The 12,589-nt window shown below is 46.2% G+C and carries 12 protein-coding genes, 3 tRNA genes and 1 rRNA gene; 12 read left to right on the forward strand and 4 right to left on the reverse strand.

Annotated features, from left to right (window positions below; translation table 11 throughout):
- Positions 1–11 precede the first annotated feature (11 nt).
- From BOQ04_RS09680 to priA, 3 genes are all read left to right on the forward strand, one after another.
- Positions 12–428: a F0F1 ATP synthase subunit epsilon gene (locus tag BOQ04_RS09680; RefSeq protein ID WP_076024524.1), complete on the forward strand. Its 417-nt coding sequence runs from the start codon at positions 12–14 to the stop codon at positions 426–428.
- A gap of 15 nt (positions 429–443) precedes the next feature.
- The gene (hemE, locus tag BOQ04_RS09685) at positions 444–1,556 is read left to right on the forward strand and encodes a uroporphyrinogen decarboxylase (RefSeq protein WP_076024525.1); all 1,113 of its coding nucleotides are present in this window, start codon (positions 444–446) and stop codon (positions 1,554–1,556) included.
- Between the two features lie 265 nt (positions 1,557–1,821).
- On the forward strand, positions 1,822–3,951 hold the full coding sequence (priA, locus tag BOQ04_RS09690; RefSeq protein WP_076024526.1) for a replication restart helicase PriA: 2,130 nt from the start codon (positions 1,822–1,824) through the stop codon (positions 3,949–3,951).
- A gap of 8 nt (positions 3,952–3,959) precedes the next feature.
- Here the strand turns inward: priA and gcvH are convergent, their stop codons facing one another.
- Positions 3,960–4,346 carry a glycine cleavage system protein GcvH gene (gene gcvH / locus BOQ04_RS09695; protein WP_076024527.1) on the reverse strand — a complete coding sequence of 129 codons (387 nt, stop codon included), beginning with the start codon at positions 4,344–4,346 and terminating at the stop codon, positions 3,960–3,962.
- Between the two features lie 72 nt (positions 4,347–4,418).
- On the opposite strand from gcvH, the gene BOQ04_RS09700 reads away from it, so the two are divergent.
- Both BOQ04_RS09700 and BOQ04_RS09705 read left to right on the forward strand, forming a co-directional pair.
- Positions 4,419–5,063: an MBL fold metallo-hydrolase gene (locus BOQ04_RS09700; RefSeq protein ID WP_425334243.1), complete on the forward strand. Its 645-nt coding sequence runs from the start codon at positions 4,419–4,421 to the stop codon at positions 5,061–5,063.
- On the forward strand, positions 5,056–5,268 hold the full coding sequence (locus BOQ04_RS09705) for a hypothetical protein (protein ID WP_143742191.1): 213 nt from the start codon (positions 5,056–5,058) through the stop codon (positions 5,266–5,268). Before BOQ04_RS09700 ends, BOQ04_RS09705 begins: the two co-directional genes overlap by 8 nt.
- Positions 5,269–5,294: 26 nt before the next feature.
- Here BOQ04_RS09705 and BOQ04_RS09710 read toward each other — a convergent pair whose 3' ends face one another.
- Both BOQ04_RS09710 and BOQ04_RS09715 read right to left on the reverse strand, forming a co-directional pair.
- Entirely contained in the window at positions 5,295–6,437 is a 1,143-nt protein-coding gene (locus BOQ04_RS09710; protein WP_076024529.1) for a fatty acid desaturase, read from the reverse strand.
- An 85-nt stretch (positions 6,438–6,522) separates the two neighbouring features.
- Positions 6,523–6,598: transfer RNA gene (locus BOQ04_RS09715), tRNA-Arg, on the reverse strand.
- A gap of 104 nt (positions 6,599–6,702) precedes the next feature.
- Between BOQ04_RS09715 and BOQ04_RS09720 the strand changes: the two genes are divergently transcribed.
- Positions 6,703–7,203 (forward strand): c-type cytochrome, encoded by a 501-nt coding sequence (locus tag BOQ04_RS09720; RefSeq protein ID WP_076024530.1) that lies wholly within the window; start codon positions 6,703–6,705, stop codon positions 7,201–7,203.
- A 43-nt stretch (positions 7,204–7,246) separates the two neighbouring features.
- Here BOQ04_RS09720 and rsmI read toward each other — a convergent pair whose 3' ends face one another.
- Positions 7,247–8,152 (reverse strand): 16S rRNA (cytidine(1402)-2'-O)-methyltransferase, encoded by a 906-nt coding sequence (gene rsmI, locus BOQ04_RS09725; RefSeq protein ID WP_076024531.1) that lies wholly within the window; start codon positions 8,150–8,152, stop codon positions 7,247–7,249.
- 109 nt (positions 8,153–8,261) lie between these two features.
- Between rsmI and BOQ04_RS09730 the strand changes: the two genes are divergently transcribed.
- The 6 genes from BOQ04_RS09730 to BOQ04_RS09755 all read left to right on the forward strand — a co-directional run bounded on the left by BOQ04_RS09730 (position 8,262) and on the right by BOQ04_RS09755 (position 12,513).
- A complete protein-coding gene (locus BOQ04_RS09730) occupies positions 8,262–8,864 on the forward strand; it encodes a phosphoheptose isomerase (protein ID WP_076024532.1) in 603 nt (200 codons plus the stop codon).
- Between the two features lie 33 nt (positions 8,865–8,897).
- Positions 8,898–9,548 (forward strand): BON domain-containing protein, encoded by a 651-nt coding sequence (locus BOQ04_RS09735; RefSeq protein ID WP_076024533.1) that lies wholly within the window; start codon positions 8,898–8,900, stop codon positions 9,546–9,548.
- Positions 9,549–9,554: 6 nt separating this feature from the next.
- Entirely contained in the window at positions 9,555–9,905 is a 351-nt protein-coding gene (locus BOQ04_RS09740) for a c-type cytochrome (protein ID WP_076024534.1), read from the forward strand.
- Between the two features lie 834 nt (positions 9,906–10,739).
- A 16S ribosomal RNA gene (locus BOQ04_RS09745) occupies positions 10,740–12,272 on the forward strand.
- A 59-nt stretch (positions 12,273–12,331) separates the two neighbouring features.
- Positions 12,332–12,408, forward strand: a tRNA-Ile gene (locus BOQ04_RS09750).
- Between the two features lie 29 nt (positions 12,409–12,437).
- Positions 12,438–12,513: transfer RNA gene (locus tag BOQ04_RS09755), tRNA-Ala, on the forward strand.
- The last annotated feature ends 76 nt before the right edge of the window (positions 12,514–12,589 follow it).

The following is a 12,589-nucleotide window of genomic DNA, read 5'->3' on the forward strand; positions in this document are numbered from 1 at the left end:
CTAGGGAAATTATGTCAACCATACGCGTCGATGTAGTAAGTGCTGAGCAATCCATTTTTAGTGGGGAGGCTAAGTTTGTGGCTCTTCCAGGCGAAAGTGGTGAGCTCGGTATTTTGCGCGGCCACACCCCTTTGATTACACGTATTCGTCCCGGTTCTGTTCGTATTGAAAAGGCCGATGGTGATGAAGAATTTGTTTTCGTAGCGGGCGGCTATTTAGAGGTTCAGCCAGATCGCGTCACTGTTTTAGCAGATACTGCGATTCGTGGTCACGATCTCGATGAAGCTAAAGCAACAGAAGCTAAAAAGCGTGCCGAAGAGGCAATGCAAAACCGCACCAGCGATTTTGATATGGCCTTGGCTCAATCTGAGTTTGCAGTAGCAGCCGCTCAGTTGGCTGCCATTGCACGTTTCCGTCGTAAAAAGTAAGAACCGGTCTATTCCTTGTTGTTAAACGACCGGTTTCTACGAGCCTGCCTGGGCGAAGCGGTAGATCAAACTCCGCTTTGGCTCATGCGACAGGCCGGTAGATATCTCCCAGAATACAATGCAACGCGTGCTAAGGCCGGGAGTTTTTTAGGTCTAGCAAAAAATCCAGCATATGCAACCGAAGTAACGCTCCAACCGCTGGACCGCTACCCCTTGGATGCAGCTATTCTATTTTCGGATATCTTGACCATCCCCGATGCTATGGGGCTGGGGCTTAAGTTCACCACTGGTGAAGGGCCTAGCTTTGATCACCCCCTGCGCACGGAAGATGCGGTAAAAAAATTACGTGTTGCTGATATGAGTCAGCTGCAGTATGTATTTGATGCTGTCTCAGAAATTCGTAAAGCGTTAATTCAAGATGGCAAGCAACGTGTTCCATTAATTGGTTTCTCAGGAAGCCCTTGGACTTTAGCTTGCTACATGATTGATGGCTCGAGCTCGGACGATTTTCGTCATGCCAAAACCATGATGTTTAGTCGCCCTGATTTATTGCAACATATTCTCGATATCAACGCTCAATCAGTGGCTAGTTATTTAATTGAGCAAGTCAAAGCTGGTGCACAAGCTCTAATGATTTTTGATACTTGGGGTGGAATGCTCCCGGACGGCTGGTATCAAAAAATGTCTTTGGCATCGATGAAAAAAGTGATTGATCTACTGCCACGCGAATATAACGGCAGAAAAATTCCTGTCATTATGTTTACTAAAGGCGGCGCCATCTGGCTTAACGATATGGCGCAAGTTGGGGCGGATGTGATTGCGCTCGATTGGACTATTTCATTAAGCCGGGCACGCAAACAATTGCTCTCACTAAATAAGCCCTTGGCAATTCAAGGCAATCTCGATCCCTTAATTCTTTTTTCAGAACCAAAACAAATTGCTGATCAGGTCCATGCTCTATTAGACGACTTGGCTGCCGCGCCCGCTTTAAAGCCAGGACTGCATCCTTTAGATGGCCACATCTTTAATTTAGGTCATGGCATTTCACAATTTACACCTCCAGAAAGCGTCACTGCCCTTGCTGATGCTGTGATATCTAAATCAAAAACCCTTAGATCAAAGCACTAACGCCAAGTGTTTGCTAACTTTGGGCAAAAGAGGCGTTCAAAGTTATGCACAATTATGTGACATGATTTAAATTCAGTAAGATTGAGAGAAATGATTAGATTGCTCTTTTAGTTGTGCCTCTAACACATTGTTTTTATTCAATAAAATTGAATAATTAGGGGTTTCCCTTAAAAACTTCAATTTTTCAAAGCGGTCCCGATAATAGAATAAGCTGATGATATCCACAGAGTTATCCACAAGCTAAAGCGAAAATTGAAGTAAAAAAATGCCAGATCCCATAGTTGTCCAAGTGGTAGTTGATAAGCCCTTATCTCAAGGGTTTGACTATCTTTGGGACGCAAAACAGTTGGGAGCGCTTCCTCAGGTTGGCCAAATTATTGAAGTGCCCTTTGGGCGTGGGCAAGAAATTGCAGTGGTAATAAAAGTAAGTGCACACTCTGATTATCAAATCGACAAAATAAAGTATGTTGACAAGGTGTCGCCCCTACCTCCACTCAATTTAGCGCTGCTGCGTTTGATAAACTTCGCTAGTCAGTACTACGTCCATACGCTTGGTGAAACTATTCTTCCAACAATCCCACAGATGTGGAAAAAAGCAGATTCATGGAAGAAAAATGTAGACAAAATAAATGAGGCAAGAAAGAAAAATCCAAAGGCAATAGGCTCTCAAAAAGAAGGATTCATTACAGCTGAACAATTAAATGCAGAGCAAAAAAAAGCATTAGAGGCCCTAAACAATCCTAGCAACTCTGGAACCAAGTTCCGCACGATTTTGCTCCAGGGTCAAACTGGCAGTGGTAAGACCGCAGTATTTCTAAATTGGATCAGCGGGATTTTGGAGGAAAAAGATGCGCAAGTGCTGTTGCTGGTTCCGGAAATCAATTTAACGCCGCAACTAGAAAGACGTGTGCGTGCCTATTTCCCAGATAAGATCATGGCAGTCTTGCATAGCGGTGTAACAGAAAAGAAGCGCGGTATTGCTTGGTATGAGGCAATGACAGGTAAAGCACAAATTATTTTGGGAACAAGATTGGCTGCTTTAACACCAATGCCAAATTTAAAAGCAATCGTGGTCGACGAGGAGCACGATACAAGCTATAAGCAACAAGAGGGAACCAGATACTCAGCAAGGGACTTGGCAATATGGCGCGCGCATGATGGGCAGCTCCCAATCGTACTTTCTTCAGCCACCCCTTCTTTAGAGACTTGGATTGCTGCCAAGGCGGGGCGATATGAATATATTCGCTTGGATCAACGTGCCCAAGGGGCTAAGTTGCCCAGGGTGCATCTAATTAACACCCGTGATCCTCGCAATCAATATAGCCCAGGAGACCAAGGTGCCCCAAAGACGAAAAGCCTGATTAGTAAAACGCTTGCTCAGGCAATTAGCAAAAATTATCAAGAGCAAAAGCAAAGCTTAATTCTGATTAATCGCAGAGGATACGCGCCGGTACTTAGTTGCAGTAGTTGTAATTGGTTATCAAAGTGCTCGCAATGTTCTTCATATATGGTGATGCATAAGCCAGGAGCATTAGGAAAAAGGTCTGTATTAAATTGTCATCATTGTGGATTGGTTAAATCAATACCGCAGTTTTGTCCCGATTGTGGAAATGCAGATCTGAAAACCCTTGGACAGGGAACGCAAAAGCTGGAAGATAGTATTGAGGAGATGTGGCCACAAGCCAGGGTGCTGCGTGTGGATGCAGACTCTAGCAGAAAGAGTAAAGGTGCAGAAGAGCTCTTTCAGGAAATACACGATGGCAATGTCGATATTGTAGTTGGCACACAAATGATTGCGAAGGGCCATGATTATCAAAACATAGGATTGGTTGCTGTTTTGGATGCAGATGCTAGACTCTATTCAGCAGACTTTCGGGCTGCTGAAAGATTATTTGCGCAGCTAGTACAGGTTGCCGGGCGAGCGGGAAGAGCTGGCGCCGAGGGAGAGGATGGTGGAGATATTTATATAGAAACACAGTATCCAGAGGCACCAGTATTTCAGTATTTGCTCAGGCATGATGTGGATGGATTTATGGCTTACATCGCGCGTGAGCGAGATGAAGCAAAACTACCCCCTTTTACTTATCAAGGCTTGGTTCATGCTGAGGCAAAAAGTCTCGAGAAGGCGATTGGTTTCTTAAATGAATTGAAGGCGCGCCTTAAGCAGCATGGGATGGTGCCCATAGATGTATATGTATACGATCCGGTTCCCAAAACAGTCATGCGCGTGGCTGGGTCAGAGCGCGCACAACTGGTAATAGAGTCTACCAATCGAAAACTATTACAAGAAATCCTAGAAAATATTGACCGCGATTTACGCCAACAATCTCAGGGACGCATTAGCAAGGTATCGCGCATTCGATGGTTGGTTGAGCGCGACCCAATTGCAATTTAAGTGGGTCTTTAGGCGCCAGCAGTGCTACTGTAAGTCGGAGCATCCAATAAATTCAGTAGTTCTGCAGCAAGCTCTGCGCCCGGTTTAATTTTAAAAAGCCAAGTTGAGTATGGTGCTTGATTTACTATTTCAGGCGAGGACTCAAGCGCCTGATTTAAAGCCACAATTTCACCGCTGACGGGTGCATGGATGTCGCTAGCAGCCTTAACAGATTCAATTACCGCAATCGCCTCCCCTTGCTTAACGACTTGCCCTAGTTTGGGTGCTTGAAAAAACATCACATCTCCAAGAGCCTCTTGCGCATGATTGCTAACGCCAACCCACACAAGACCGTCGTCCTCTAGGGATGACCATTCATGGGTTTGAGCAAATTTAAATGTTTCTTGGGCGTTCATGTTTTATCCTTTAAGAATATTTTATCTTTACTCCCATAAACAACCATTGTATTTATACGAGAGCCAGCTTATATGCCGATCAAATTAGGAATAGTTCCCGTTACCCCATTTGAGCAAAACTGCTCGATTCTGGTTTGTCAGGAGACTGGAGACGCGGCCATTGTTGATCCAGGTGGCAATATCCCAAAGATTTTGGAAGGCGTAAAGCAAATGGGTGGTACTGTGAAAAAGATTTTGCTTACCCATGGGCACTTAGACCATTGTGCGGCGGCTAAAGACTTGTCTGAGCAGTTGCATGTGCCAATCGAGGGCCCGCAAATTGATGAACGTTTTTGGATTGATCAACTACCAGAGCAAACGGAGCGGTTTGGATTTGGGCATGCCAAAGTCTTCGAGCCTGATCGCTGGCTCAATGATGGTGATCATGTAAAAGTCGGTAATGTTGATTTAGAGGTCTTTCACTGCCCCGGACATACGCCTGGGCATGTTGTATTTTTTGATAAAGAAGATCGCCTGGCACTAGTCGGCGATGTCCTGTTTGCGGGCTCTATCGGTAGAACAGATTTCCCCCGAGGTAATCACGCAGACTTAATTAATGCGATCAAAACTAAATTGTGGCCCTTGGGCGATGATGTACAGTTTGTTCCTGGCCATGGGCCAATGTCTACCTTTGGGGCGGAACGATTAAGCAATCCCTATGTTGGGGATAATGCGTAAGGAATTAGGTTTTAGCAGATCCAGTGCGGTGCGTGCGATTGTAAAGACAGCTCGCACAAATCCAGCGTTGCTTGCGATTACTAGTTGGAATCCAGGTCCCACCTTCGAGGCGCTTTTCACGGCTACAAGAAGAACAAAACTTGAGGCTCTGAGAGGTATCTTGGGTGGCGGCTGGAGTAGAGGTAGTCATGGGCAATCCGGGTAAGGCAAATCTTATTCAGAGTGTCTATTTTACCCGTTTTGTCCCGCTGGGGCTGGGCTCAATACAACCCTGACTGATTCGGCTGTTTTATTGCCATCAAAATCAAGCCATGCTTTGTTTTCAAAGTCATAGAGTTTGCACTTCCGAGCAGTATCGAAATACCAACTCCATGAGAACTTTTGAACAAAAATACGCTCAGGAAGGATAGTTTCGAGGGTATTTTGAGCTTCTTGAAGGCGGTATAGGGGTACGCTCATGTCTACATGGTGAGCAGTGTGTTCCATAATGTTGTGCATTAGTGCGCCCCAAATCCAGTTAAAAGTGAGGTGCACTGTAGTAGAAACAAAAGGTTGGGCGCGCAACCACTCGGACTTTTTGTCATACCAAGAGACCGAAGGATGAGTGTGGTGAACATACACTACAAAGCCAATCATGCCATTCCAGAATAGGAAAGGAACCGCAAATCCCATGATCAGACCAAGCCATACTGATTGGCCGGTTGCGAGAGCTCCAGCAATGAGGCAGGCAATCCAAACAATGGCAAAAGCGCTTACCAGTAGGTTATCTTTGAGGAAGATGGGACGATCGCCCGGTTTATTTTGGGCATTTGGGAAGTACTCTCTTCTCCACCAAATCTCAATTAAATAGTAAAAAACGGGCCCCCAACCACTACGATAGAGATGCTCTAGGGCCTTGCGGGACGGGGATAAGGCGTCATATTCTGCTTTTGAGAGCGGCGCCCAAACAAAGTCAAAACCCTTCAGATTGGTTTGGCCATGGTGCACTACGTTGTGCCCTACATCCCATAGGCTATATGGTGTTAAGGATGGCAGAAAGGCAATTCGACCAAGAACTTTATTAAGTTCGCGGTTTGGGGTGAAGCTTTGATGGCAAGCATCATGACCCAAAATAAAAATTCTGCCAGTTACAAAACCAGCTACCACACCGAAGACTAGCTTAAGCAGCATGTTTTCTGCAAAAACGGTGCCAGCAATGCAGGCTAGCCATAAGGAGGCGTCTATTAAGAGCAACATCAATGCCCTGCCTGTTTCACCTTGAGCCATGGGGATGAGCCAACTACGAATGATCTTTCTATGTGGCAAAGGTAGATCAGGAGCCAACGGATTGGCAATAGACGGTTCTGAAAGGGTCGGATTTAAGTGATTAGGCATGATAAGAATCAATAATTTAGGAGCAAATGATAGCCTTTTCCACAATTTTCTGCATGATGTAGGTCAAAGCCCCCCTACTTATTATTGGCGCGCCCGGCAGGAATCGAACCTGCGACCCTTGGCTTCGGAGGCCAATACTCTATCCACTGAGCTACGGGCGCCGGCGATAAATAAGATTACCTCGCTATTGTAAGTGCCTATAGTTAAAGCACTCGTTATAATCTTCGCAAAGTAACCCTATAAACCGTCAAACGATAAAAGTCCTATGAGCAACGAGCACGGAACACTAATTAAGTCCCCTAAACAATTGATCATCATGGTATTTGCCAGCTTTTTTGTACCATTGATCATTATTTTGTTGTTAATGGTTTTTGTTAACAATGGCAAGCGGACCGATTCAAGCCCATCAACTGACCAGCTGATTAAGCCCGTGGCTCAGCTCAATTTTCATGATGCAAGTGCGCCTCGTGAAATGAAGACCGGTGAAGAGGTATATAAAACCGTATGCTCTTCCTGCCATGCTACTGGCGCTGCTGGGGCTCCTAAGTTTGGCGATACAGCCGCTTGGGCGCCACGCATTGCTAAAGGCTACGATGCTTTAATGACTTCCGTTCTCAAGGGTAAAAATGCAATGCCAGCTCGTGGCGGCTCAAGCCCAGATGATGTGAGCGATTACGAATTGGGGCGCGCAGTGGTTTATATGACTACTGCTGCAGGCGGTAAGTTCCCTGAGCCTAAGGCTCCAGCAGCCCCTGCTGCTAAATAGTATTTCAATTCACAATAAGAAGGCTGGCTATATGCCAGCTTTTTTATTGCTCCTCACTAGGAGGCTTTGCATCTAAAGCAACTTGATAGGCCTCTTTTTTAGATATCCCTAAGGTTTGCGAGAGAACCGCGGCAATCTCTTTGCTGCCCAAATACGGACTTAGGGCATTGGCCCAAAGCAGTAAAGAGGCGTGATCTGCAGTCTCTCCATCATTTGCTTTGCGCCCTGCTATTAAAAGTACGAATTCACCTTTGAGGCTTTCTGCATCCTCAAGCCATTTTGGTATGTCCCCAATACTGAGTGCAACTACTTGCTCAAATTTTTTGGTGAGCTCCCTACCGACTACGATTTGACGATCAGATGGGAGTGCTGTTGCCAGCACAGCCAGCGTATCGCGAATGTGGTGTGGCGATTCAAAGAAAATACTTGTTTTGGTGCTGGCATTGAGTTCGTGAAGCAGCGCATCGCGATCTTTGGCCTTGTTGGGCCAGAAGCCCAAAAACTGAAAGCGCCCTTCAGAGCCCAACAACACCGAGCCTCCAACAGAAATTGCTGAAGAAACCGCACTAGCCCCTGGAATAGGAATGACACGAAAACCGGCTTTTTGAACTTCATTGACTAATCTAGCGCCTGGATCAGAAACGCCTGGCGTGCCGGCATCAGAAATATAGGCCCAACGTTCATTGTTTCTGAGGCTTTGAATAACTGCTTGCGCTCCCTCCACTTCATTGTGTTCGTGAAGTGCCATGCATTTTTTATGGATGCCAAATTGCTGCAATAAGGCGGCGCTATGACGCGTGTCTTCACAGGCAATGCCATCGACTGCATTGAGGACATGAAGGGCGCGTAATGTAATGTCGCCTAAATTTCCAATGGGAGTTGCAACCATATAGAGCGCTCCCGCTGGGAGATCTTGTTGCTTGAGAAAGTCAAAAGTGCTCAGTTCCATATAGTGCGTCTTTGCGTGTTAATTGATCGAATTAATAAGAGCATACGTGGCTTTTTGTAGGCAGACGCATAAGAAGTAAAACCGCCCTACTTTGGCGCATAATATTGTTATGAATAAAGAAACTATTGAACGCTTGCGCATCCGCGCATCCCAACACTTCTTGGATAGCATTGCCGTCAAGCAAGAGGCGGAGAAAACACTACCTGAACTTGTTGCACGTGGCGTAATGGCTATGGCACAGTGTTTGCAATCCGGCGGGAAGGTGATGGCTTGCGGTAATGGTGGATCAGCGGCAGATGCTCAACATTTTGCGGCTGAATTAATTGGGCGATTTGAGCGTGAGCGACAAGAGCTGGCGGCTATTGCTTTGACAACAGACTCATCGATTCTTACTGCTGTAGGAAATGATTACAGCTACGATGAAATTTTTAGCAAACAAGTGCGCGGGCTTGGAAAAGAAGGCGACATCCTATTGGGGATTTCAACATCAGGAAATTCTAAAAATGTAATTAAGGCAATAGAGGCAGCTAAAAAAATGGGCATTAAGGTGATCGCCTTCACTGGAAATGGTGGTGGCAAAATTGCAAGCTTGCTCGATCAGGATGATATTCATCTTTGTGTTCCCTCTAGTCGAACTGCGCGTATTCAAGAAACCCATCTAGTGCTGCTGCATGGTTTATGTGATGGTGTAGATCACCTGATGTTTGACTAATACATTATTGACCCGTTAATAGAAAGCATCCCCATGTTCATCAAGTCGATCACTAAATTTGTTATTGCCTCTTCATGCATCTCGCTGCTATCTGCATGTGCTGTTGTTGCGGTCGGCGGCGTTACAGCGGGTGCTACTATCATGGCAGATCGTCGGACGCCAGCCGTGCAAGCAATTGACAAAGGGATTGAGCTCCAGGCAGAGAACGCATTGGACAAGCGCTTTGGAGACAAAGCAAATATTAATGTCACCTCCTTTAATCAAAAGGTATTGCTGACTGGTGAGGTGCAAGACGATGGCATCAAAAATGAAGCCGGGGATTATGTGAAGAGCATGAAGAATGCTCGTAGTTCATTTAATGAATTAGTGGTTGGGCCGATTAGTAGTTATACCGCTCGTGCGAGCGACTCTTATCTTGAGTCAAAAATTAAAACCCAAATGATTTTTACTGATCAATTGCCATCGAACTCAATGGCAATTGTTGCAGAGGGCGGAAATGTTTATTTAATGGGAATATTGACGCAGAATGAAGCTGCCTTAGCTAAGAAGGTAGCGAGCAATACAAATGGAGTAAAAGAAGTTTTTGCTTACTTTGACATTATTTCCGACGCAGAAAAAAATCGTCTAGAAAAGCAAGGTAAGGCTGACGATACCCAGCCTAGCAGCCCGCCAGTAAACAAATAAAAAGCAATGGGCGCTTGGCCAATCGCAAAAAAAAGCGTCTGCGCGCTAGCTGCCTTTTTATCTATCGCTTCAGCACACGCTAGCAACGATACTGAAATGGCACTTGATATTGCTAAAAAAAATGCATGTTTGGGTTGTCATGCAGTGTCTAAAAAAATAGTGGGGCCAAGCTATCAAGACGTTGCTCTTAGGTATAGAAACAATCCGCAGGCAATTGCTTTTTTGAAAAATAAAATACGCAATGGTGGGGTGGGTTCTTGGGGTGTGGTTCCGATGCCTGCCAATAGTAAATTGAGCGACTCAGACTTAACTTTGCTTACACAGTGGATCTTGCATGGGGCTCCTAGTCCCAATTGAGCTATCGGTAGAGGGATATCCTCTTATCAGTTGGTAAGCCATGAATTGTTATCGCCCCCTTGCTTGGTGGCAGGCGTACCCGCTAAAAACGCATGCTTCTTGGATTGGGCTCTTAATTAGAGTTTTCCATTGCCCCAAAACTAGTGTCGCCAAGCTAAATAGTCAGATCGACGACGAAATATAGGATTTCTGGGGCAACATCACCATGGTTCTTTTAGGCCGCTAGCCCAGATAAATAAGGGGTCTTAGGCTGTTTGCTAGAGGGGGTGAGAAGAAACTGTAGCGATACAGATGGACCGGAAACCCAGGTGCTGTATGGCTTCCAGCCTGTTTCCCCACCTTTCGGAGAGTGACGTACCAAAAATTAGTAGATTTACCCTCAACATATTGAGAAAAAACAATCAAAACTACAAAAAACACCTAAAAAAGAGTGATTTTTTTCTGGCCTAGTGTGAAAAATCCTCTAAAAATGGAAATATTTTGAATTTTTTTTAAAATATTTTCAATTTATATCTCATTGTTTTAAAAGGATTTATTTAAGAATTAAGAAAAATCTTCGCTTTTTTTTATGAAATAGACGACGAAAGGTGTTGACGACTGTGAAAAACGGGTATAAAGTCTCATCTCTCTGCTGCAACGTTTTAACGAAATACGAAACGCGAGTCAGCCCTCTTTAAAAATTAGTCAACCGATAATTGTGGGTACTAGGCAAAAGCATCCAGTCCTTCGGGACAGATGTAAATAAATAGTACTCATAGACAGTAAAAAGATTTGGTTTTATTACCAAGTCAATTTCTTGAATGAGTGCGACGATCCGCAAGGATCACAGGAATTGAACTGAAGAGTTTGATCCTGGCTCAGATTGAACGCTGGCGGCATGCCTTACACATGCAAGTCGAACGGCAGCACGGGTGCTTGCACCTGGTGGCGAGTGGCGAACGGGTGAGTAATACATCGGAACGTACCTTATCGTGGGGGATAACGCAGCGAAAGCTGTGCTAATACCGCATACGCCCTGAGGGGGAAAGCGGGGGATCGAAAGACCTCGCGCGATTAGAGCGGCCGATGCCTGATTAGCTTGTTGGTGGGGTAAAAGCCCACCAAGGCGACGATCAGTAGCTGGTCTGAGAGGACGATCAGCCACACTGGGACTGAGACACGGCCCAGACTCCTACGGGAGGCAGCAGTGGGGAATTTTGGACAATGGGGGAAACCCTGATCCAGCAATGCCGCGTGAGTGAAGAAGGCCTTCGGGTTGTAAAGCTCTTTTGTCAGGGAAGAAACACCGGCTCTAACACAGTCCGGGAATGACGGTACCTGAAGAATAAGCACCGGCTAACTACGTGCCAGCAGCCGCGGTAATACGTAGGGTGCGAGCGTTAATCGGAATTACTGGGCGTAAAGCGTGCGCAGGCGGTTATACAAGACAGGCGTGAAATCCCCGGGCTTAACCTGGGAATGGCGCCTGTGACTGTATAGCTAGAGTGTGTCAGAGGGGGGTAGAATTCCACGTGTAGCAGTGAAATGCGTAGATATGTGGAGGAATACCAATGGCGAAGGCAGCCCCCTGGGATAACACTGACGCTCATGCACGAAAGCGTGGGGAGCAAACAGGATTAGATACCCTGGTAGTCCACGCCCTAAACGATGCTGACTAGTTGTTCGGGATTTACATCCTGAGTAACGTAGCTAACGCGTGAAGTCAGCCGCCTGGGGAGTACGGTCGCAAGATTAAAACTCAAAGGAATTGACGGGGACCCGCACAAGCGGTGGATGATGTGGATTAATTCGATGCAACGCGAAAAACCTTACCTACCCTTGACATGTCACTAACGAAGTAGAGATACATTAGGTGCTCGTAAGAGAAAGTGAACACAGGTGCTGCATGGCTGTCGTCAGCTCGTGTCGTGAGATGTTGGGTTAAGTCCCGCAACGAGCGCAACCCTTGTCTTTAGTTGCTACGCAAGAGCACTCTAAAGAGACTGCCGGTGACAAACCGGAGGAAGGTGGGGATGACGTCAAGTCCTCATGGCCCTTATGGGTAGGGCTTCACACGTCATACAATGGTGCATACAGAGGGTTGCCAACCCGCGAGGGGGAGCTAATCTCAGAAAATGCATCGTAGTCCGGATCGTAGTCTGCAACTCGACTACGTGAAGCTGGAATCGCTAGTAATCGCGGATCAGAATGTCGCGGTGAATACGTTCCCGGGTCTTGTACACACCGCCCGTCATACCATGGGAGTGGGTTTTGCCAGAAGCAGTTAGCCTAACCGCAAGGAGGGCGACTGCCACGGCAGGGTTCATGACTGGGGTAAAGTCGTAACAAGGTAGCCGTATCGGAAGGTGCGGCTGGATCACCTCCTTTCTAGAGAAAAGATGCTGGAGCTATAGTGCCCACACTTATCGGTTGACAATAAAAGCCACGGGTCTGTAGCTCAGCTGGTTAGAGCACTGTGTTGATAACGCAGGGGTCGTAGGTTCAAGTCCTACCAGACCCACCATCAGCAGTGATATGGACTAAGTGGACGTTGGGGGATTAGCTCAGCTGGGAGAGCACCTGCTTTGCAAGCAGGGGGTCGTCGGTTCGATCCCGTCATCCTCCACCAACATCTAAATGTCAAAACTAAGCGAACATTTAATCGTTTAGTTTTGCCATTTATGGCTGTTCTTTAAAAATTTGAG

The sequence above is a fragment of the Polynucleobacter sphagniphilus genome (assembly GCF_001953355.1).
Taxonomy (GTDB): domain Bacteria; phylum Pseudomonadota; class Gammaproteobacteria; order Burkholderiales; family Burkholderiaceae; genus Polynucleobacter; species Polynucleobacter sphagniphilus.

Excerpts from the sequence above, each read along its gene's own strand:
- gcvH (WP_076024527.1), bottom strand. The coding sequence starts at position 4,346 with ATGAACGCCCAAGAAACATTTAAATTTGCTCAAACCCATGAATGGTCA.
- BOQ04_RS09735 (WP_076024533.1), top strand. The coding sequence starts at position 8,898 with ATGTTCATCAAGTCGATCACTAAATTTGTTATTGCCTCTTCATGCATC.
- BOQ04_RS09710 (WP_076024529.1), bottom strand. The coding sequence starts at position 6,437 with ATGCCTAATCACTTAAATCCGACCCTTTCAGAACCGTCTATTGCCAAT.
- BOQ04_RS09680 (WP_076024524.1), top strand. The coding sequence starts at position 12 with ATGTCAACCATACGCGTCGATGTAGTAAGTGCTGAGCAATCCATTTTT.
- rsmI (WP_076024531.1), bottom strand. The coding sequence starts at position 8,152 with ATGGAACTGAGCACTTTTGACTTTCTCAAGCAACAAGATCTCCCAGCG.
- BOQ04_RS09740 (WP_076024534.1), top strand. The coding sequence starts at position 9,555 with ATGGGCGCTTGGCCAATCGCAAAAAAAAGCGTCTGCGCGCTAGCTGCC.
- priA (WP_076024526.1), top strand. The coding sequence starts at position 1,822 with ATGCCAGATCCCATAGTTGTCCAAGTGGTAGTTGATAAGCCCTTATCT.
- BOQ04_RS09705 (WP_143742191.1), top strand. The coding sequence starts at position 5,056 with ATGCGTAAGGAATTAGGTTTTAGCAGATCCAGTGCGGTGCGTGCGATT.
- BOQ04_RS09720 (WP_076024530.1), top strand. The coding sequence starts at position 6,703 with ATGAGCAACGAGCACGGAACACTAATTAAGTCCCCTAAACAATTGATC.
- BOQ04_RS09700 (WP_425334243.1), top strand. The coding sequence starts at position 4,419 with ATGCCGATCAAATTAGGAATAGTTCCCGTTACCCCATTTGAGCAAAAC.
- BOQ04_RS09730 (WP_076024532.1), top strand. The coding sequence starts at position 8,262 with ATGAATAAAGAAACTATTGAACGCTTGCGCATCCGCGCATCCCAACAC.